20 protein-coding genes are annotated in these 18,735 nt (G+C 69.6%); 14 read left to right on the top strand and 6 right to left on the bottom strand.

Annotated elements, in window-relative coordinates:
• Nucleotides 1–5: 5 nt before the first annotated feature.
• Nucleotides 6–932, bottom strand: a complete 927-nt coding sequence (locus ACO073_RS31165) for a hypothetical protein (RefSeq protein WP_422003466.1) — start codon at nucleotides 930–932, stop codon at nucleotides 6–8.
• A gap of 219 nt (nucleotides 933–1,151) precedes the next feature.
• On the opposite strand from ACO073_RS31165, the gene ACO073_RS31160 reads away from it, so the two are divergent.
• Complete coding sequence (locus ACO073_RS31160; RefSeq protein ID WP_422003464.1) at nucleotides 1,152–1,493, top strand: STAS/SEC14 domain-containing protein; 342 nt, start codon at nucleotides 1,152–1,154, stop codon at nucleotides 1,491–1,493.
• Between the two features lie 45 nt (nucleotides 1,494–1,538).
• On the opposite strand, the gene ACO073_RS31155 is transcribed toward ACO073_RS31160, so the two are convergent.
• Nucleotides 1,539–2,501 (bottom strand): alpha/beta hydrolase, encoded by a 963-nt coding sequence (locus ACO073_RS31155; protein WP_422003462.1) that lies wholly within the window; start codon nucleotides 2,499–2,501, stop codon nucleotides 1,539–1,541.
• A gap of 58 nt (nucleotides 2,502–2,559) precedes the next feature.
• On the opposite strand from ACO073_RS31155, the gene ACO073_RS31150 reads away from it, so the two are divergent.
• Both ACO073_RS31150 and ACO073_RS31145 read left to right on the top strand, forming a co-directional pair.
• Nucleotides 2,560–2,946, top strand: coding sequence for a cupin domain-containing protein (locus tag ACO073_RS31150; protein ID WP_422003461.1), 387 nt, complete (start codon nucleotides 2,560–2,562; stop codon nucleotides 2,944–2,946).
• A gap of 90 nt (nucleotides 2,947–3,036) precedes the next feature.
• Entirely contained in the window at nucleotides 3,037–4,041 is a 1,005-nt protein-coding gene (locus tag ACO073_RS31145; protein WP_422003459.1) for a hypothetical protein, read from the top strand.
• 19 nt (nucleotides 4,042–4,060) lie between these two features.
• Here ACO073_RS31145 and ACO073_RS31140 read toward each other — a convergent pair whose 3' ends face one another.
• Together ACO073_RS31140 and ACO073_RS31135 are read right to left on the bottom strand one after the other, a co-directional pair.
• On the bottom strand, nucleotides 4,061–5,095 hold the full coding sequence (locus tag ACO073_RS31140; protein WP_422003457.1) for a tetratricopeptide repeat protein: 1,035 nt from the start codon (nucleotides 5,093–5,095) through the stop codon (nucleotides 4,061–4,063).
• 99 nt (nucleotides 5,096–5,194) lie between these two features.
• Nucleotides 5,195–6,091 carry a Ku protein gene (locus tag ACO073_RS31135; RefSeq protein ID WP_422003455.1) on the bottom strand — a complete coding sequence of 299 codons (897 nt, stop codon included), beginning with the start codon at nucleotides 6,089–6,091 and terminating at the stop codon, nucleotides 5,195–5,197.
• A gap of 564 nt (nucleotides 6,092–6,655) precedes the next feature.
• On the opposite strand from ACO073_RS31135, the gene ACO073_RS31130 reads away from it, so the two are divergent.
• Nucleotides 6,656–7,840, top strand: coding sequence for an acyl-CoA dehydrogenase family protein (locus ACO073_RS31130; protein WP_422003453.1), 1,185 nt, complete (start codon nucleotides 6,656–6,658; stop codon nucleotides 7,838–7,840).
• Nucleotides 7,841–7,993: 153 nt separating this feature from the next.
• On the opposite strand, the gene ACO073_RS31125 is transcribed toward ACO073_RS31130, so the two are convergent.
• Complete coding sequence (locus ACO073_RS31125) at nucleotides 7,994–8,410, bottom strand: hypothetical protein (protein ID WP_422003451.1); 417 nt, start codon at nucleotides 8,408–8,410, stop codon at nucleotides 7,994–7,996.
• Between the two features lie 80 nt (nucleotides 8,411–8,490).
• A complete protein-coding gene (locus ACO073_RS31120) occupies nucleotides 8,491–9,369 on the bottom strand; it encodes a hypothetical protein (protein WP_422003450.1) in 879 nt (292 codons plus the stop codon).
• A 351-nt stretch (nucleotides 9,370–9,720) separates the two neighbouring features.
• On the opposite strand from ACO073_RS31120, the gene ACO073_RS31115 reads away from it, so the two are divergent.
• The 10 genes from ACO073_RS31115 to ACO073_RS31070 all read left to right on the top strand — a co-directional run bounded on the left by ACO073_RS31115 (nucleotide 9,721) and on the right by ACO073_RS31070 (nucleotide 18,731).
• Nucleotides 9,721–10,494 (top strand): LuxR C-terminal-related transcriptional regulator, encoded by a 774-nt coding sequence (locus ACO073_RS31115; RefSeq protein WP_422003449.1) that lies wholly within the window; start codon nucleotides 9,721–9,723, stop codon nucleotides 10,492–10,494.
• Nucleotides 10,495–10,742: 248 nt separating this feature from the next.
• Entirely contained in the window at nucleotides 10,743–12,230 is a 1,488-nt protein-coding gene (locus ACO073_RS31110) for a phage tail sheath family protein (RefSeq protein WP_422003447.1), read from the top strand.
• A gap of 16 nt (nucleotides 12,231–12,246) precedes the next feature.
• Nucleotides 12,247–12,771: a phage tail protein gene (locus tag ACO073_RS31105; RefSeq protein ID WP_422003446.1), complete on the top strand. Its 525-nt coding sequence runs from the start codon at nucleotides 12,247–12,249 to the stop codon at nucleotides 12,769–12,771.
• Between the two features lie 10 nt (nucleotides 12,772–12,781).
• Nucleotides 12,782–13,486: a hypothetical protein gene (locus tag ACO073_RS31100; protein WP_422003445.1), complete on the top strand. Its 705-nt coding sequence runs from the start codon at nucleotides 12,782–12,784 to the stop codon at nucleotides 13,484–13,486.
• 482 nt (nucleotides 13,487–13,968) lie between these two features.
• Entirely contained in the window at nucleotides 13,969–14,181 is a 213-nt protein-coding gene (locus ACO073_RS31095) for a hypothetical protein (protein WP_422003444.1), read from the top strand.
• Nucleotides 14,178–15,527: a DUF4255 domain-containing protein gene (locus ACO073_RS31090; RefSeq protein WP_422003442.1), complete on the top strand. Its 1,350-nt coding sequence runs from the start codon at nucleotides 14,178–14,180 to the stop codon at nucleotides 15,525–15,527. The genes ACO073_RS31095 and ACO073_RS31090 overlap by 4 nt, the downstream gene beginning before the upstream one ends.
• On the top strand, nucleotides 15,524–17,491 hold the full coding sequence (locus ACO073_RS31085; protein WP_422003440.1) for an ATP-binding protein: 1,968 nt from the start codon (nucleotides 15,524–15,526) through the stop codon (nucleotides 17,489–17,491). Before ACO073_RS31090 ends, ACO073_RS31085 begins: the two co-directional genes overlap by 4 nt.
• The gene (locus ACO073_RS31080; protein WP_422003438.1) at nucleotides 17,488–17,712 is read left to right on the top strand and encodes a hypothetical protein; all 225 of its coding nucleotides are present in this window, start codon (nucleotides 17,488–17,490) and stop codon (nucleotides 17,710–17,712) included. Before ACO073_RS31085 ends, ACO073_RS31080 begins: the two co-directional genes overlap by 4 nt.
• Nucleotides 17,709–18,368 (top strand): hypothetical protein, encoded by a 660-nt coding sequence (locus ACO073_RS31075; RefSeq protein ID WP_422003436.1) that lies wholly within the window; start codon nucleotides 17,709–17,711, stop codon nucleotides 18,366–18,368. The genes ACO073_RS31080 and ACO073_RS31075 overlap by 4 nt, the downstream gene beginning before the upstream one ends.
• Before the next feature lie 12 nt (nucleotides 18,369–18,380).
• On the top strand, nucleotides 18,381–18,731 hold the full coding sequence (locus tag ACO073_RS31070; RefSeq protein ID WP_422003435.1) for a Base plate wedge protein 53: 351 nt from the start codon (nucleotides 18,381–18,383) through the stop codon (nucleotides 18,729–18,731).
• The last annotated feature ends 4 nt before the right edge of the window (nucleotides 18,732–18,735 follow it).

The following is an 18,735-nucleotide window of genomic DNA, read 5'->3' as shown; positions in this document are numbered from 1 at the left end:
GGAGGTCAGCTTCCGGGATTGCTTGCCGGCTGGCAGTTCCTCATGGCCAGGACCTGGTCGCGGGCGATCTGCCAGATATGGTTGTCGTCATCGGTGAAGACGTAGGGATCGCTGGGAAGCTGCAGGGTGAGCGGGACCAGGGTCACGCCCTCCTTCTTGTCCGCGGCCTTCCTCGTCAGCCAGGTATTTTCCTTCGCGGCCACCAGGACGCATCGCGGCGCCGCACCGCCGAACTCGATCGGCACCAGAGGAAAGATCCTGGTGACATAGACCTGGGCCAGCGCGATCAGCGCGATGCCCAGAATCAGAGGAATTGGCAGCAGATAGATCATCGCCGCCCAGCGCGCCACCGAGACGCCCGTGCTGGGGCCGGCCTTGAGGTCCTTGACCAGGTTGAGCAGCCCGAAGCCGAGCGCAACGCCCGCCACGCTCAGGGCGATGAAGGCGACGAAGCCCATGCCGAACGTGATCTCCTGATACCTGGACCTGGTGACCAGGGCATCGATCTGCGAGGCATAGAGTCCGCCGATGAAGACGCCGAGCGAGAGTCTGAACAGCCAGGTCCTGAGCAGAACCCAGGTGACTGCAAGCAGGGGCAGCATGGCGTCCGCCAGTCGCAATCGCCAGGTCGGCCCGCCGGCGGCGAGCTGGAGGACCGATTTCGAGTAGACATCCAGGACGTCGACGCGCAACCCGTCCACCGTCCGCTTCGCAGCCCACAGCAGCTGGAACGTCACGAACAGCATCAGTGCCGGCAGAAGGCCGGCGACGATGTACTGCGCGTCGAGGACTTTCGTCAGGCCAAAGCCCTGCCAGGTCGAATAGGACGCGACCACCAGGAACCCGGTCAGATAGGTGATGGTACCGGCGGCGATGATGCCGTCGCGCAGCTTGGCGAGCCGGTCGGTGCCCACCACTCCCAACAAGGTCATCGATGATGTCCCCTTGAGCTGACCCGGCCGGCTCCGGCCGGTCGCCGTTTGGACGCAGCCTAGCGCGGCCGGGTCGGGAAGGCGATGCGCTCGACCAACCGGCAGTTGTCGCGTCGCAGGGCATTGATGACGAAGAGAAGCGCGCCAGCTCCGGGGTGCGCTTCGCCCAGCCGACCGCGTAGAACTCCCGCCACGCACGGTCGAAATGGGACGAACACCATGCTGACGCTGATCGAAGGCCTGCCGCCCGACGTCCTGGGAGTCGAAGCTTCCGGCACGGTCACACCGCAGGACTATCGCGACGTGCTGATTCCCGCCGCCGAGGCGAAGCTCGCCCGAGGACCGGTCAAGATGCTCCACGTCGCCGGCCCCGACTTCACCGGCTGCGCACTCGAAGCCGTGTGGGCGGACACTTCCTTCGGACTGAGCCACTGGCGGGATTTTCCGCGCATCGCCGTCGTCACCGAAAGCGCCTGGCTGCGCACGGCCGTCACGATGTTCTCGCCGTTTACGGCTGTTCGACAACGCCGACCGCGCTGCCGGGAAGACCTGGATCGCTGAGACTTGAATCTCCTCCCCAAGCGAGGCTTGGGGAGGCAATGAAGGTCACCCCAGCATCTCGCGGAACGCCGCCGTCGCGCGCTGGCGCGCGGCGTCGGCCGCCGGCGAGGCGCCGCCCATGCCGAAATAGCCGTGCACCATGCCGGGCTCTCGGAAGTAGGCGACCCTGACGCCGGCCCGCTTGAGCGCTTCGGCATAGGCCTCGCCCTCGTCGCGCAGGGGATCGAACTCCGCCGTGCAAATGACGGCGGTGGGCAGCCCGGCCAGCGTGCCGCGCAGCGGCGAGGCGCGTGGATCCTCGCCGTCCTGCGGTCGCGGCAGATAGTGCCCCGCGAAGAAGCGCATGGCGCCGCCGGTCAGAAAGTAGCCGTCGGCATTCTGCTGGCGCGAGGGGAACTTCGCGTTCTCGGCCTCCACGCCGTAGCGGCCGGCGAGGTCGGTCGCCGGATAGACCAGCAGCTGTGCCCTGATCGGCGGGCCTCCGGCGCGGCAGCCCTGCGCCACGGCGGCGGCAAGATTGGCGCCGGCACTGTCGCCCGCCACGCCGAGCCGCGCCGCATCACCGCCCAGCGTGCCGATCTTGGCCGCCGCCCACTTCACTGCCGCCAGGCAATCCTCGTAGGCGCCGGGGAATGGCGTCTCCGGCGGCCGGCGATAGTCGACGCTCACCACCACGCCGTCGAGTTCCAGCGCCAGCGTGCGCGCCTGGCGCTCATGGGTGGTGAGGTCGCCCGCCACCCAGCCGCCGCCGTGGAAATACACCACCGTCGGGGCCGGCCGCCGCCCCGTCGCATAGCGCCGCGCCGGGATCGGACCGGCCGCGCCGTCGACCATGATGTCCTCGACCGACGCGACCTCGGGCAACGGCACGTCCTTGCGCGACTCGGCCAGCGCCACCAGCTCGGCCCGCGCCCGGGCCGGCGTCAGGGTCGCGGCGTCCCGGAGCGGCAGCAGCGGCAGGATCTTCTGCAGGTCGGGGTCGACTCCGGTCATCTTGGCCGTTTCCATGGGCGCCTCCTCGCGTCGCGACTATACTGGCGCTCCCTGCGTATCACAGGAGGCCAGGATGCCGGTGGTGAAGAATGCCGAGGCCCGGGAGATCCCGTGGCGGCCGGGCTATCGCAACTACGTGCTGGCCGGCGAGGCCGAAGGCGTCTCGGTGAGCTCGAGCCTCGGCATCCTGGAAAAGGGCGCCGGCGCGCCGCTGCACTTCCACGAGGAGGTGGACGAGGTGATCGTCGTCCTCGACGGCACGCTCGATCTCCGGATCGGCGACCAGCGCTTCCTGGTCGGCAAGGACCAGACGATCTCCATTCCCGCCCGCACACCGCACGCGTTCACCGTAGTCAGCCCCGAGGGCGCGCGCTTCATCGCCTTCCTGCCGCGCCAGGGCGCCCATCTCGCGACCCGGTATCTCGAGGGCGGCCCCCCGGCCGGCGCGGCACTGAAGTAGCCGAGCCGAACGCCCTCACGCCTTTCGTCCCGGAGCGGATTGTATTTGGCGGACCCTCGACGGGGTTGCCGCCGGGTCACGCAGGGGCAGGTGCCGGCACGCAGACGCAGCCGCAAAATCTCCTTCTTGAGGTGGAGGCGGCTGCGCATGCGATGCGACGACGCATGTCGGCAAATCTACGATTTCTTCCACCGGTCGGCGGACCGCTACGCCGTCCACGCGGCGATCGGGCCGCTGATCGCAAGGCTGTGCACCGACCGCGAGTTCCTTCACGACGCACTGCGCCAGGCGATCATCAGGTCCGAATTCCTCGCCTGCGTCGCAGTCCTCAGCCTGCCGATCTTCGAAAGCGGCGACATTTCCCTCGTCATCAACCTCTTTCCACCGCTCCGCGATCGGACGCCCGATGTCGCCGCGGATTATATCCATCACCATGGCTGGCGGCTTCTCTCGACCGGCATCATCCTGGGCGCCTACGACACGATCCAGTTCGAGCGGGGCTCTCATCGGGACCGCACCGACGGGGTCCCCCATCTGCGCGTCGACAGCCTGACACGGCACTCCTCCGATCAGGTGATGTTCGTCGATTCACACACGCCGCATCTCGTCTTTCATCCCCCTGCCCTGACCGCGACCCTGGCGCTGTGGAGCGCCGACCGCCGGATGATCAACCAGGCCATAAAGCGATCGCTGGGAACCTTGCCGGCGGTCCGCCGCATCGCCACCCGCACCATCCGCCGGCTGGGCCTGGGCGGCCGGCTCGGCCTCAACGAGACGAGCGGTGTCTTTTATCGACCCATCCAGGGACGCATCGTCGAGGTTCCCCACGACGGCGAACTCGACGTGGACCGTGAGGAAGCGATCGCCTGCGTCCTGAAGTTCATGCAGCTCATCCGGTTCGACGACCGCGGCTTCCTCGACTGTCTCCAGGCCAGGATCCCGACTCACGCCGCGCAGATCGCCCAGATCCCGTCCGGCGATCCGCTCGCCGACACCGGAATCCGCGGCAACCCCAAACGGCAATTCACCAGGCGCGAAGTGCTCGACGCAATCGAGCAAGATGGCCTGCACCCGCCGGCGCTGCAGCCGCGCTAGCCCACGCGTTGTCGCAGGATCAGCCGGCCCGCGCCTTGTCCTGCTGGATCCGCAGGCGGCAGAGAGCGATCGCCTTCTGGGCAGTCGCGGCATGCTTTCCGCCGGGCTCGAGGGCGACGAAGCGTTCCCAGGCCGCCAGCGCCTCCTCGCAGCGCTCCAGCTTGGTCAGCAGCAGCGCCAGGTTGAACTGGGCATCGGCATAGTCGGGCTGGGCCCGGGTGGCGCGGCGATACTGCGCGGCCGCGAGGTCGGTCTGCTGCTCGTCCTCGGCCGCCAGCGCGAGATTGTACCAGGCCTCGGCGAAAGCGGGATCGCGCGCCACGGCGATCTGCCACGCCACCTTCGCCTCCGGCGCGCGGCCCTGCGCCTGGAAGACGTTGCCGAGGTTGAAGGGCAGCACCGGGTCGGCCGTGTCGGCACGCATTGCCGTGGCATAGAGGCTCTCGGCCGTGGCGTGGTCGCCGCGGTCCTCGGCCTCCTCCGCCTCGGCCACGAGATCGTCGACGGTGCGCGGCTTCTGTCCCAGCGAGAAGGTGAGCTGTCCCGAAAGCTCGGCGAGCTGGCCTGCCACGTCGCGCAGCAGCTCGCCCGTCGGCCCTTCGGTCAGCCGCGCCTCGGCCAGGTGCGCCCCTCGCCGGCGCAGCGTGATCGCCGCCTCCAGCACGTCGCCGATCGGCACGCCGCGCTTCAGCAGCCGCGCCGCCTCGCGCGCCGCCACCAGGTCGCGCCACGCGAAGCGCCACTCCAGGCGTTCCCGGCCGACCGGCTCCAGCACGTCGAACAGGACCAGGCAGGACAGGAGGTTGGGCGTGAGACCGGCCAGCCGTTCGATGTCCGCCGCCGCCATGCTGCGGTCCACCGGCTCCGGCGGACCGAGCAGCCCGAGAGCGCGGCGCAGCACGTTCTCGCCGATCATGGGGGCGCGGGCCGGCAGGCCCGCCGGCAGGCTGACCCGCCCGTCGTCGAGCGCGCGCGCGGCGGCGGAATGGCCGAGGGCGACCAGGGTGACGCCACGGGCCGGACGGGTGGCGAGCCTGCCTCCCCGTGCCCGCACGAGCTGCTCGAGGCGCCGGCGCGTCAGGCCCTGGATGCGGCCGACGAGGAAAAGGGTCTGCCCCGCGAGGTCGCCGGGGGGAGACAGCGCCGTCTCCCGCTATCCGCGCGCCGCCTTGCGCGCGGGCGCCTTCTTCGCCGTCGGCTTGCGCGCCGTGCCCTTGGCCGGCGCCTCTGCGGCCTTCTTCGACGGCGCACGCGGCCGGCGCAGCGCGCCCTCGCCGCCCGCCGCCTCCAGGCTCTTCTTCAGCGCGTCCATGATGTTGACGACGTTGGCGGGCTGGCTGGGTTCGGGCACCACGAAGCTCTCGCCGGCCTGCTTGGCGCGCAGCAGGGCGACGACCGCCTCCTCGTAGCGATCGGAGAACCGGTCGGGCTGGAAGTGCCCCGACATGCGGTTGATGATCTCCTGGGCGATGTCGAGCATCTCCGCCGGCAGCTTGACGTCGCCGATCTCCCCGAAGATCTCGCCGTCCTGGCGCACCTCGTAGGGATAGCGCAGCGTCGTCGCCTGCATGCCCTTCCCGCGCGGCTGCAGCATCAGCATGCGCTCGCGACGCGCCAGCACGATGCGGCCGATGCCGACCATCTTCTTGCGCGTCATCGCCTCGCGGATGACGGCGAAGGCTTCTTCGGCCACCTTGTCATCGGGCGCGAGATAGTAGGGATTGTCGAGATAGACATCGTCGATCTCGGCAGCCGGCACAAAGGTCTCAATCTCGATCGTCTTGGTGCTCTCGAGCTTCACCGCCTCGAGCTCGTCGTCCTCGACCATGACGTACTGGCCCTTGGCGACCTGGTAGCCCTTGACCCGATCGGCCGTGTCGACCGGGTCGCCGGAGACGCTGTCGACCAGATTCTGTTTCAGCCGGTTGCCGGTCTTGCGGTTCAGCGTGTTGAAGGCCACCCGCTCCGACGCCGAGGTCGCGTTGTAGAGCGCCACCGCGCACGAGACGAGCGACAGCTTGAGGTAGCCCTTCCACGAGGAACGCGGCATCGCAAAGACTCCGGCTTACAAGGTCGTAGCAAGTGTACTTGAAGTGGCGATTCAGGTCGACACTAGGGCTATGTCCAACGACGGGGCGAGCTACAGGATGCACGACGCGCTGTGGCCCGCGCCGTTCGTGGTGACGCTACATGGGGTGGAGCGGCCCCTGGCGCACCCCGTCTCGGGCCGATTCGTCTTCGGCTGCACCGTCTCCCGTTTGGCCGCAGCGACCCTCCGCACGGCCTCTTCCAGCCCTCCCCCGGATCCACTCGGCTGGCGCCGGCCTGAAGGGGACCGCCGTGCCCGTCCGGGAAGCGGGCGTCGAATGAAATTCATCGCGCCGCGCCCATGGCATCCGATTTTCCAAAGCCTCCCACTGCGGGCGGTCCATGCCAATCTCAACAAGGACCTTTTGTGTTGGGTTTAGCAAGTTCCCGAGTATTCGCGCGCATCCGCGTTACAATGAAAAGCCGCGCGGGATGTTTCAGACCTTGCGATGCGAGCCATGCAGCGGCCAATGGCGATACCGGACTGCTACCCTCGGTTCGCGACGATCAGGGAGGAACCAACACCATGACAACGCTTCGGGACGAAGAAGCCGCTGGGTCTGACGCTGCTGCCGCCGCTCGACGGCTTGCTCCCCAGATCATCGATGCCCGTGAGGAAGCCGAACGCCTTCGTTGCGTTCCGCCGGCGCTAGCCGACGTTCTGGCCGACGCGGGCCTCTATCAGATGTACTTGCCACGGTCCCTCGGCGGCCCGGAACTGTCGCCGTTGGCGGTGTTCGAGGCCATTGAAGAGATATCGAGGGCCGACGGGTCAGTCGGCTGGTGTGTGATGAATGCGAACTTCGTCGCTCTCCTTGCAGCGTGGCTCGCGCCACAGGTCGCGCGGGAGATGTTCGGAACGCCGCCCGACCTCCGAGGAGCAGGATCGGTGCGTCCGCAAGGACGTGCGTGGCCGGTAGACGGCGGCTATCGCGTGAAAGGCCAATGGAACTTCGCCAGTGGCTTGCATAATGCCACTTGGTTGTATTGCACGAGCCTGGTCATGGATGGAGAGAGGCCGCGCTTGGCACCGACCGGCGCGCCGGTCACTCGCGCAATGTGGGTGCCCGCTGCTTCCGCGACGTTCCTCGATACATGGTCGGTCATCGGCATGCGCGGCAGCGGCAGCCATGATTTTGTGATCGACGATGTGTTCGTGCCGTCGTCACATACCGGATCTATGGCCGAGATGCCTTTCGAGCAAGGCCCAGTCTATCTTCCCCGTGGGGTGTGGACGCTGATCCTTTCTTCCTTCTCAGCCAACGCCCTCGGCATCGCTCGTGGTTCCATCGACGCTCTGATGGAGATCGCGATCCGCGACGCCAGCACACGCTCTACCGTCTTGATGCGGGACCGGCCCCTCGTTCAGGAACGACTGGGGCAGGCCGAAGCGATCGTCAATGCGGCGCGGTGCTATGCGGTTGATTCTCTGGCGCGTGTCTGGGCGGCCTTTTGCGCGCGAGCGGCCGATCCGGCTCGGGAAATAGCGCAGGCGCGGCTGGCAATAGTGCACGCGATCCACGAGTCCCTGCGTGCCGTGGATATCGCTTTCCATACCGCGGGCACCAACGCGATCTATACAGCCAATCCGCTTGAGCGGCACTTCCGCGACATTCATGTCGCCATACAGCACAACGCTGCATTTCCGGTGCACTACGAGTCCGCGGGGAAGGTACTGCTCGGCCTGCGGCCGTCCGAGCCTGGCTGGTGAGCTCCGCGCGAACACCGCCAATCTGATTGCCGAGTCGACCAACGACAGCGCGAGCGGCTTCATTGCGACGGCCAGCCGGAAGATGGTGTTCCTGCGCGCTTCTGCCTGATCCCGCGATACGAGGGCGCCCGAAGGTCGAGCGCAGCGTGGCGTTCAGGGGCGGGTGACGTGCACCGTTGCCGGCAGCAGAACGCTCTGCACCTCGTCCGCCCGCTCGCCCTTGCGGCGCCACTTCACCGTCGTCTTCATCGCCTTGACCCGCGCCAGCAGGTCCGCCTGCTCGGCGTCGAGGATCAGGGTGACCTTCACGGCCTCACCCGGCGCGACCCCGACGAATGCACCGGTTCCGGACGTTCCGAAATCGACGTGCATCAGGTCGGCATCGTCGATCGTCTCGCCGGTTCGTGGCGGGCGGGGCGGCATGTTGATGCTGTCGAGGTCGTTCAGGACCTCGAGAGGCTCCGGCGACAGGTTGACGATGTAGACCTGCAGCAGCGTCGGGCCCTTTCCCTTCGCCTCGGTCTCGGCATAGGCGTGCAGGCGGATCTCCGGTCGCTCGTCGCTTTTCACTTGCGCCTCGACGGATGCCATTGCTGAGATCGACAGTAGAGCGGCAAGGACTGCTCGCGAAAGCCGGGACCGCCCGGCCGTCAGGCGAACGTGCACCCGCCCGCGGCATGTTCCTGGGCGAAGGTCGCTGCCGTCGGCGGATTGGTGCCGGGACCATGAGTGACTTCGTTGGTCCAGGCCGCGTTCACGGACGCGTTCCAGGTGGCGAGGGCCGCCGAGCAGTCGGCCATCGACGCGAAGGTCGTCGGCAATCCGGCGGCCGTGTTCGCCGCATTCACCGCGTTGCGCGCGCCGTTGGCATGGCTTTCCTCGTGCGTCCGCGTGGCCGCGAGCCCCGCCGCCAGGCGCGTGCACGTGGCGGTCTGCTCGACGCCATCGTCCCGCCGGACCCGGTAGGTCCCGTTGGCGAACACGCGGATCGTGGGCGCCGCGCTGCCGGCCGTCATGCTGGCGCCGCCCGCGGCGGTCGCCGAGCAGGTCGGCCGGGTGAAGTTGGCCGTCGTGTCCCCGTAGGACCCTCTCGAGATGAATGTGAAGGTGTGCGCGGGCGGTGTGGCCTGCATCGGAACAGCCCCGGTCGATTCGTCCGCGCCGCACTTGGCGCAGCCGCACGACTTGCCGCCATCCCCCGTGCAGTCCGTCGCCACCAACCGGTCGGAGGCGCGATCACCGCAGGACGATGCGCCCTCGTTCTCTTCCTCCGGCGCGCCTTCGTCACGCGCGGCGGCGAGGGCTCGCATCAGCGGGCACGGTCTGTCCTGCTGCGAGAGTGGAACCTTCGAGAAATCCCACGACGGGATCGACGGGGACGTGTGCGACGGGGATGGGCGCGCGGTCACGTCGGCCGCCGGCACGGCGGTGCGCATCAACGCCACCGGCTGGCCGACCTGCCGTCCTCGCGTGCGTTCGGAAACCAAGTTCTTGCGGCGACCGGAATCGGCCTTCGCCTTTGCAATCATGGGAGCGAACATCGCTGCAACCTCCGATCGTCAAAGGTCAGAAGCTCAATGATAGGGACGATCCGGTCCAAAGACAAAGGTTTCGGCGATCGCTCGACATGCACGGATGCATAGCTCCGCCCGCCTGCCGTTCGACGCCACAGAATAATCACAACGGCCGCCTCGCTCTGAAATTGACCTGCAACCTGCGAACAGGAGACTCGGACCCAGGCGCCGCGAGCCTTCGATGCGCCAGGGGAAGAGGGGCGGAAGCAACCGGACGGCACCATGTCCTCCGGGCGAGCGACATTGGCATGACAGTGATGTCATGAGGGGGCTGCCTCCTGGCGTATCTTTTCGGGAGGTAACACGATGATCGACAACAACGGCAAGCCACTGCCCTCATCCGGCACCGCGGCGGGCACGCCGCGTGTGTTTGTCCTCAGCCCGTTCCGCCTGCTGCGCGACGGAGTCGTCCAGGCGCTGGAGCAGCAGGCCTCCGTCGTCCTGGTCGGCGCGGGAGACCTCTCGACGCCCGCGCAGGAGATCGCCCGGCTGCGCCCCGACGTGCTGCTGCTCGACATCGCGCTGCCCGGCAGCCTCGACGCCTCACGGGCGGCCCGGGAGGCCATGCCGTCCGCCAAGATCGTGGCCCTGGGGGCCGCCGACGTCGAACCCGTGCTCATGGAATGCGCCAGAGCCGGCGTGTCGGGGTTCGTCCCTCCCGGCGGCTCGATCGGCGACGTCATCTCTGCGGTGCACTCGGCAATGCGCGGGGAGCTCGTCTGCTCCCCGCGAACCGCCGGCCTCCTGTTGAGCCATGTCAGCGCGCTGGCAGCCAGGCCACCACATGATCAGGGCAAGGATGCGCTGACCCAACGCGAGAAGGAGATCGCAAAGCTGGTGAGCGAGGGCCTGTCGAACAAGCAGATCGCGATCGCGCTCGGCATCCAGAGCCCGACCGTGAAGAATCACGTCCACAGCATCCTCGGCAAGCTCAACATGCAGCGGCGGATCGAGATCGCCGCGCAATCGGGCCGCAGCCACTACGAGCCCCTGAAGACCATCCAGCTGCTGCGCCTGCGCCCCAACGGCGGCGCAGCGGTTCACGACTCGCCGCGCCCCGGTCCGGACCCTTTGGCCTAGACCGAGGAATCCCTCGGTCCGCCGACGTTTCTCCCCGACTCTGCTCCCGACGGCGCGCGATGCGGCGCGCCGGAAGCGACCCACGACGCCGCCGCGCGGCGCGAAGGTCTGCATCTTTCGCCGACCCGGCCTTGGACCGGAGGGTTCATTCGCTTTGCGTCGGCGCGTGCGACACTTCGGATGCCTGACGATGGCGCGTCGCACGCCTCCCGCACGGGACCCGGCGACGGGACGGGAAAGGAGTCCTCATGCCCCCAGTCCTTCTTCAACCCGGCGTCTACATCGAGGAGATTCCGAGCGGAGTGCGCACGATCACCGGTGTCGCAACCTCCATCACCCTGTTCGTCGGCTGGGCGCCGCGCGGCCCGACCGACCGGGCCGTCCGGCTGACCAGCTTCGCCGACTACCAGCGCGCCTACAACGGCCTCGATCCGCGATCGTTGCTGGGCTACGCGGTGCGCCACTTCTACGACAATGGCGGCGCCGACGCCTATGTGCTGCGCATCGCCGACGCCTCGGCCGTCACAGCCATATGCGACATCGGCGACCTTCACATCCCGGCGAGCTCGGCCGGCGCCTGGGCCAACCAGTACAGCGTGAGGCTGGAACGCCGGCCCGACGACGCCACGCGGTTCTCGATCAGCATCATCCAGCCGAGCGCCAACAACGCCGTGCTGGAGACCTTCACCAACCTCTCGATGACCCGGACGGATCCCCGCTTCGTGCTGGCGGTCATCAACGGACGCTCGGCCTTCATCGACAGGCTGACGACGTCCAGCGAGACCACCCCCGGCAACGCCACGGTCGCGCTGAACGCAACCACCAACGGCGTCGACGGGACAGTCATCGGGCCGGCCGACGGCGCCTTCCAGACGGCGCTCACCACCGCCTTCGACGTGGGCGGCGTGATCGACCGCATCGACCTCGTCAACATCGTCTGCGTGCCGGGCCTCACCCATGCCGCCACCATCGCGACCCTGCAGCGACGGGTGCACGACCGGCGCGCCTTCCTCATCGTCGACTGCGACGAGCTCGACACCGTGTCCGGCGTGGTCGCCACGCTCACGGGCAAGACCGGTTCGGAAGCCGAGAACTCGGCGTTGTTCTTTCCCTGGGTGCAGGCGCCCGATCCGTTGCAGCAGAACGCGGTGCGGGCGTTCCCGCCCTGCGGCTTCATGGCCGGCATCTTCGCGCGCACCGACGCGACGCGTGGCGTGTGGAAGGCCCCGGCGGGAACGGAGGCCTCCCTGACCGGCGCGGCGGGCCTCGCCATCACCATGAGTGACGCCGAGAACGGCCAGCTCAATCCGCACGCCGTGAACTGCCTGCGCACCCTGCCGGTCTACGGAACCGTGGGCTGGGGCGCGCGCACGCTCGACGGCGACGACGCCCGCGGCTCGGAGTGGAAGTACGTGCCGGTGCGGCGCATGGCGCTCTTCCTCGAGGAAAGCCTCTACCGCGGCACGCAATGGGTCGTGTTCGAGCCCAACGACGAGCCGCTATGGGCGCAGATCCGGCTGAACATCGGCGCCTTCCTGCAGGGACTGTTCCGCCAGGGCGCCTTCCAGGGCACGACGCCCCGACAGGCCTACTTCGTGAAGTGCGACAGGGAGACGACGACCCAGGCCGACATCAACCTCGGCATCGTCAACATCTTCGTCGGGTTCGCGCCGCTGAAGCCCGCTGAGTTCGTCGTCCTCAAGATCCAGCAGATCGCCGGCGATCTCGCCACCTAGTCGGAAGGAAGCTCCCATGGCGCAGTTTTCCGTCAATCCGCAGCGCTTCGACCCCTACAAGAACTTCAAGTTCCGGGTGAAGTGGGACGGCCGCTACGTGGCCGGCATCAGCAAGGTCTCGGCGCTCAAGCGCTCGACCGACGTCGTCGAGCACCGCGAGGGCGGCGACCCGTCGACCGGGCGCAAGTCGCCCGGACGCACCAAGTTCGAGGCGGTCACCCTGGAGCGCGGCGTCACGCACGATCCCGAGTTCGAGCGGTGGGCCAACAAGGTTTGGAACTTCGGGTCGGGCCTGGGCTCCGAGGTGTCGCTGGCGGATTTCCGCAAGGACATCATCATCGAGTTCTACAACGAGGCCGGCCAGCTTGCGATCGCGTACAAGGTGTTCCGCTGCTGGGCCTCCGAATTCCAGGCGCTTCCCGAGCTCGACGCCAACGGCAACGCGGTGGCGATCCAGACCCTCAAGCTCGAGAACGAAGGTTGGGAGCGCGATCTCGACGTGACCGAACCCGCCGAGCCGAGGTTCACCGAGCCGGCGTGACGAGGACCGAATGCGTGCGCCAGCGTCGACCGATCGCGATCGCGAGGTCCTCGACCTGTGGGAACGGGGCGTCGGCCTCGATCGCTGGCGACGCGACGACGCGCTGCTGGCGGACGATGCGCCGCGCGCGCTGGGCGCCCGCAACATCGCCCTCGTCGGCCTGCGCAACCGGCTGTTCGACCGGGGCTGGCCGCTGAAGAGCACCTGCCCGGCCTGCGCGACGGAGTGCGACTTCGAGATCGACGGCCCGGCCCTCGCCGGCCATCTCCGCCTGCCGGGCGAGCCAGGCGGTTCCTTCGACTGGAACGGCCTGACGCTGACGGCGCGGCCGCCTACCGTAGAGGACCTCGCCGCCGTCTCGCGCGCGACCGACCGGGCAAGTGCCGCCAGCGATCTGCTCGGGCGCTGCATCGGCGGCCCTCTCGACGTCGCCGCACTCGACGACGCCGGCATCGAGGCGCTCGGCCAGCGCCTGGAACGGCTCGATCCGGCCGCGCTGGTCTCCTTCGAGCTGGCCTGCCCGGCCTGCCGCCACCCGTGGTCGGCCGCGCTCGATGTCGGGGAGGCGCTGTGGCTCGAGCTGCAGCGCGCGGCCGAGCGACTGCTGGCCGACGTCGATTCCCTGGCGCGCGCCTATGGCTGGACCGAAGCCGAGGTGATGCGGCTGTCGCCGACCCGCCGCGCCGCCTACCTGCAGATGGTCGGGAGCGCCTGATGGGATTTCTCCATCACCTGGCCGGCCTCGCGCTGGGCACGGCGCCGGCGAGCGCGGCGCGGCCCGCGCTGCCGCCGCGCTTCGCCGCCCTGCCCGTCGCCAGTTTCCCGCAGGCGTTGCCGGAGAGCGGCCGATCCGCTCCGGCATCTGTGGAATCTCCTGCCCCGCCGACGTCCGCTCGCAGTCCGCAGGCCCCGGCGACGCTGGCGGTCTCCCACGAGACGCCGCCGGGAACCACTGCAGCGCCGCGATTCCCCGCGCCTCCCGCAGAGTTGCAACCGGTCCCGGCTGCGCCGCCGCCCCGAGACAGGACACTGCCCCAACCGTCGCCTGCGACCAGCATCGTCACTGTCGAGACCCACCGCACGCCCCGGCACGAGCCACCGGCGTCGCCGGGCGAGTTGCGGGTCGCTGCACCCGTCACAGCGTCCCCTGCCGCGACTCCGGTTGACGTGGCGGTCCGGACGCCAATCGAGATGCCGGTGACGCGCGCCGCCCCGCTGAGCGCCGCCGCGGTCGCCGGCCGCACGGTCGCCGCCGTCCGCGATCCGGCCCCTGTCATCCACGTCACCATCGACCGTCTCGACGTGCGGGCACCGGCGCGCGCGGAGCCGGTTCGTTCCCGGCCGCGGCCGCAGCCGACCGTCTCGCTGTCCGACTATCTGCGCGACGGCGCCTCGGGAGGGCGGCGATGAGCTCGGCGCTGGCCATCGGGGCGGTGAGCGCCGTGCTGCGGAACCTGCTCGACAACGGCCTGGTCGAGGCCGGCGCCGCCATGGGCACCAGCGTCGCGGTGAGCGCGGTGGCCCCCGACACGATCGATCTCGACAACGCCAACGATCCCCCACGCCTCAATCTCTTTCTCTATCGGGTGACGCCCAACCGAGGCTGGAGCAACGTCGACCTGCCCTCGCGCAGCGGCGTCAGCGGCGAGCGGCTCAGCAACGCACCGCTGGCGCTCGATCTCCACTACTTGCTCACCGCCTACGGCAAGGCCGACTTCCAGGCCGAGGTCCTGCTCGGCTATGCGATGCACCTGCTGCACGAGAGGCCCGTGCTCGACCGCGCCGCGATCCGCCGAGCCCTCAATCCCAGCCCGCTCGACGTCAGCATGCTGCCGCCGACCTTCCAGGCGCTCGCCGCCTCCGACCTCGCCGACCAGGTCGAGCTGATCAAGGTCACGCAGGAGGCGCTCACGATCGACGACCTGTCCACGCTGTGGACCGCGATCCAGACGAACTATCGGCCGTCGTCGGCCTATCAGGTCTCGGTCGTGCTGATCGAGGGCACCAGACCCGCCGTGTCACCCCTGCCGGTCCTGTCGCGCGGCGAGCGCGACCCGGCCACGCATCGCGATCGCGGCGTCCAGGTCACGCCCGACCTGCTGCCGCCGCTCCCCACCCTGTTCACCGCCGAGACCGAGTTCCCGCAGACCGGCGCCCGGCTCGACGACCTGGTCACGCTGAGCGGCGTGCGCCTGGCCGGCACCGGACACGAGGTGCGGCTGAACCACCGGCTGTTCTCCGCTCCTGTCGTGCTGGCGCCGACGGCGGTCGACGCCACGGGCGCGTCGGTGACCTTCCGCCTGCCCAACGACCTGCCGGCGCAAGGCGCGTTGGCGTCGGGTCAGCTCGCGGCGACCGTGCGCTTCACGCCGCTGGGCGAGAGCCGCCCGCGCGAGACCAACGCCATCCCGCTGATCCAGGCCCCCGCCCCGGTTATCGCCGCCGACGTCGCGCTCGGACTGCCGGCGGCGACCGTGACGCGCGCCGGCGTGCCGCCGCTGGTGACGGTCACCCTGCGGTCGCGGCCGCAGGTCCGCCCCGAGCAGAGCGCGATCCTCTCGCTCGATTCCATGACGGCGAACGCCCAGCCACGGACCCTGCCGACCGATCCGCTGGTCTTCGAGTTTCCCGACACGCTGACCGCGGGATCACATTGGGTTCGCCTGCGTGTCGACGGCGCCGACAGCGTGCTGCTCGACCGCACCGGCCCGTTCCCGGTGTTCGACCCCACGCAGCAGATCACGGTGCCGCCATGAGCGTCGCCGCGAGCCCCGTCGAAACCTGGCCCGACCTCAACCGGCAATGGCTGGTCGCGGCCATCGACACGCTGCGCCAGCGGCTGCAGGCGCGCGCCAGCGGTGTGGGAGGAGCCGAAGACGCGGTTGAAGCGACGCCGGCCGCGGGCTTCACGCCCGCGCTGGTGCATTGCGCCCGCGTCTTCGGTCTCTCTCCCTTCGAGCGCGAGCTGCTGCTGCTGGTCGCCGGGCTGGAACTGGATGAGGGCTTGCGCGAGGCCGTCGCCGCCGCCGGCGACGGCGCCACCGCGCAAGCGAGCTTCGGGCTGGCGCTCGCCCTGCTGACCCGGCCGCACTCCGACGCGCTGTCGTCGGACGCGCCGTTGCGCCACTGGCGAATGGTCGAGCCGGAGCCTGTCGCCAACCTCGCCCGGGCGACGCTGCGCATCGACGAGCGCATCCTTCACTACCTCACCGGCATCGTCGCCACCGATGCGGTGCTCGCGGGCGTGGCGAGCCCGCTCGCCGCGGAGCCGCCGGTCGACGAGGCCGATCCGGCGCTGGTCGAGCGGATCGCACGCGCGCTGCGGTCGTCCGATTCCTGGGGGCCGGTGGTCGTGCTCCGCGATCACGATCGCGACCCCGCGGGCCGCCGTGACCTGGCGCTGGCGGCGCTGGCACGGCTCGGCCGCCCCGCCCTCTGGCTGGAAGCTCGCGACCTGCCGACCGGCCCCGATTCGCTGCTGCGTCTGGCCACGCATGTCGACCGCGAGACGGCCCTGACCGGCTGCGTGCCGGCGGTGTCCGTGGAGGGCGCCGGCGGCGAAGCGGCCGCGGTCGGGCTGGTGGCGCGGCTGCGCAGCGGCGTGCTCTGGCTGGGCACGCCGGCGCCTCAACTTCTTGCCCTGCCGCAGGACCGACGGGTGCTGCGCTTCGACCTCGCCGCCCCCGATGCGCGGGGAACGCGCCTCGCGCTGCGCCGGCACTGGCAACGCCTCGCGCCGGCGGGAACGTCCGAGAACGAGGATGTGCTGGCCGCGCTCGACCGCGCCGGCCGCCAGTTCCACCTCGCTCGCTCGGCCCTCGACAACGTCCTCGAGCGCGTGCGGACGGCACCGCCGGCCGACCGGGCGGCCGAGATCTGGCCCGCGGCCCGCGAGGCGGCGCGCGACGGGCTCGACGCCATCGCCCAGCGCGTCGAGACGCGCGTGACCCTGGACGACGTCGTGCTGCCCAGCGGCCAGAGCGCCATGCTGCGCGACATCGCGCGGCACCTGCAGCAACGCGAGCGGGTCTACGGCGACTGGGGCTTCGGCGCCAAGCACCAGCTCGGCCAGGGCCTGGTGGCGCTGTTCGCCGGCGAATCGGGGACCGGCAAGACGCTGGCCGCAGAAGCCATCGCCAACGAGGTCGACCTCGACCTCTATCGCGTCGACCTCGCGACGCTGGTCAGCAAGTATATCGGCGAGACCGAGAAGAACCTGAAGCGGCTGTTCGATGCCGCCGAGGCGAGCGGCGCGGTGCTGCTGTTCGACGAGGCCGACGCCCTGTTCGGCAAGCGCAGCGACGTCAAGGACAGCCACGACCGCTACGCCAACATCGAGGTCGCCTACCTGCTGCAGCGGGTCGAGGCCTATCGCGGCCTGGCGGTGCTGACGACCAACATGAAGAGCGCGCTCGACCAGGCCTTCCTGCGGCGCATCCGGTTCATCGTCAGCTTCCCCTTTCCCGATGCCGCCGCGCGGGAGCGGATCTGGCGGCGCCAGTTCCCGCCCGAGGCGCCGCTGGGAGAGGTCGACTTCAAGGCGCTGGCCCGGCTCAACCTCCCCGGCGGCAACATCCGCAGCATCGCCGTCAACGCCGCCTTCAAGGCGGCCGATGCCGGCACCCGCATCGACCAGCCGCTGCTGGCGATGGCTGCCCACGAGGAGTTCGCCAAGCTCGAACGCTCGATGGGCAGCGCGGCGATGGGAGGCATGGCATGACGATCCGGGGGCTCGACGTCCGCATCCGCCGTCTCGTCGTCGATGCCGAGAATCGCGGGCTGGCGGCCGGTCTTGCCGGGGACATTGGCCGGGCCCTCGAGGCCGAACTGGCGGCGCCGCGCGCGCCGCATCCCTCGTCGCCCGACGGGGCGGACCTCGCCGCGACGATCGCCAGCCGAATCGCCCAGAGCCTGACCGGGCGTACCGGAGGCGCGACATGAGCCTCACCTCCTCCCCCCGGCTCATCAAGGGCGGCCTCGTGGTCCTGGCGCCGGGCGGTGGTGCCGTGCGCCGCACGATCGCCCTGCAATACAATCCGGACTCGCTCAGCCGCAGCTACCAGGTGCAGGGCGTCGGCGGCGACGGCGGCGGAGACCGGGCGCAGCCCTTCCGCCTCAAGGGACCGGCCATCGAGACCATCAAGCTCGAAGCCGAGATCGACGCCACGGACCAGCTGGAGCACCCGGAGAGCAACGCCAATGCCGTCGCCTTCGGCGTCGGGCCGCAGATCGCGCTCCTGGAAGCGCTGGTCAATCCTTCGGTCGACGAGATTCTCGCAGTGGCAGCGGCGGCCCAGAACGGAACGCTCGAGATCCTGCCGCCGGAGGCGCCGCTGGTGCTGTTCGTCTGGAGCCGCAACCGCGTCGTGCCGGTGCGGGTCACCGAGTTCTCGGTGACCGAGGAAGCCTTCGACCCGTCGCTCAACCCGATCCGCGCGAAGGTGAGCCTGGGGCTGCGCGTGCTCAGCACCGACGATCTCGGCTTCGCCCACAAGGGCGGCACCATGTTCCTGTCCTATCTGCGCGTGCGCGAGACGCTGGCCACCAAGGCGGGGGCAGCGTCGCTGGCCTCGATCGGCCTCACCAACCTGCCGTGACGGAGCAACGCCATGACAACCGATCCCGTCCAGGCCCTGATCGATGCCGGCGCCATCCCGACCAGCCCCTTCGCGCCGAACAGCCGCTACTTCGGCACGGCCTTCGGGCTCTACCAGAAGGGGCCCGGCGATCCCGGCACCGCCTACGTGCTGCGCCGCTTCATTCCGCAGCCGGCCGACATCGCGGTGCTGCTCGAGCATATCGTGCAGGGCGGCGAGCGTCCCGACCTGCTGGCGTTCCGGGCCTTCACCGACGCCGAGCTCTACTGGCGCATCGCCGACGCCAACAGGGTGACCGACCCGTTCGAGCTCACCGACACGCTGGGCGCACGGGTGGCCATCCCCGCGCCGACGGGCGTCTAGGCGT

The organism is Reyranella sp. (assembly GCF_965229815.1).
In the GTDB taxonomy this organism is placed as follows: Bacteria; Pseudomonadota; Alphaproteobacteria; order Reyranellales; family Reyranellaceae; genus Reyranella.
The sequence above is the reverse complement of the archived record's forward strand: the minus strand, read 5'-3'. Positions and strand labels throughout refer to the sequence as shown.

What these genes read in the sequence shown, in the direction of transcription:
- ACO073_RS31120 (WP_422003450.1), bottom strand. Translation starts at nt 9,369, where the DNA reads ATGATTGCAAAGGCGAAGGCCGATTCCGGTCGCCGCAAGAACTTGGTT.
- ACO073_RS31070 (WP_422003435.1), top strand. Translation starts at nt 18,381, where the DNA reads ATGACAACCGATCCCGTCCAGGCCCTGATCGATGCCGGCGCCATCCCG.
- ACO073_RS31100 (WP_422003445.1), top strand. Translation starts at nt 12,782, where the DNA reads ATGCGTGCGCCAGCGTCGACCGATCGCGATCGCGAGGTCCTCGACCTG.
- ACO073_RS31090 (WP_422003442.1), top strand. Translation starts at nt 14,178, where the DNA reads ATGAGCTCGGCGCTGGCCATCGGGGCGGTGAGCGCCGTGCTGCGGAAC.
- ACO073_RS31160 (WP_422003464.1), top strand. Translation starts at nt 1,152, where the DNA reads ATGCTGACGCTGATCGAAGGCCTGCCGCCCGACGTCCTGGGAGTCGAA.
- ACO073_RS31150 (WP_422003461.1), top strand. Translation starts at nt 2,560, where the DNA reads ATGCCGGTGGTGAAGAATGCCGAGGCCCGGGAGATCCCGTGGCGGCCG.
- ACO073_RS31115 (WP_422003449.1), top strand. Translation starts at nt 9,721, where the DNA reads ATGATCGACAACAACGGCAAGCCACTGCCCTCATCCGGCACCGCGGCG.
- ACO073_RS31105 (WP_422003446.1), top strand. Translation starts at nt 12,247, where the DNA reads ATGGCGCAGTTTTCCGTCAATCCGCAGCGCTTCGACCCCTACAAGAAC.
- ACO073_RS31135 (WP_422003455.1), bottom strand. Translation starts at nt 6,091, where the DNA reads ATGCCGCGTTCCTCGTGGAAGGGCTACCTCAAGCTGTCGCTCGTCTCG.
- ACO073_RS31110 (WP_422003447.1), top strand. Translation starts at nt 10,743, where the DNA reads ATGCCCCCAGTCCTTCTTCAACCCGGCGTCTACATCGAGGAGATTCCG.
- ACO073_RS31165 (WP_422003466.1), bottom strand. Translation starts at nt 932, where the DNA reads ATGACCTTGTTGGGAGTGGTGGGCACCGACCGGCTCGCCAAGCTGCGC.
- ACO073_RS31085 (WP_422003440.1), top strand. Translation starts at nt 15,524, where the DNA reads ATGAGCGTCGCCGCGAGCCCCGTCGAAACCTGGCCCGACCTCAACCGG.
- ACO073_RS31075 (WP_422003436.1), top strand. Translation starts at nt 17,709, where the DNA reads ATGAGCCTCACCTCCTCCCCCCGGCTCATCAAGGGCGGCCTCGTGGTC.
- ACO073_RS31130 (WP_422003453.1), top strand. Translation starts at nt 6,656, where the DNA reads ATGACAACGCTTCGGGACGAAGAAGCCGCTGGGTCTGACGCTGCTGCC.
- ACO073_RS31080 (WP_422003438.1), top strand. Translation starts at nt 17,488, where the DNA reads ATGACGATCCGGGGGCTCGACGTCCGCATCCGCCGTCTCGTCGTCGAT.
- ACO073_RS31155 (WP_422003462.1), bottom strand. Translation starts at nt 2,501, where the DNA reads ATGGAAACGGCCAAGATGACCGGAGTCGACCCCGACCTGCAGAAGATC.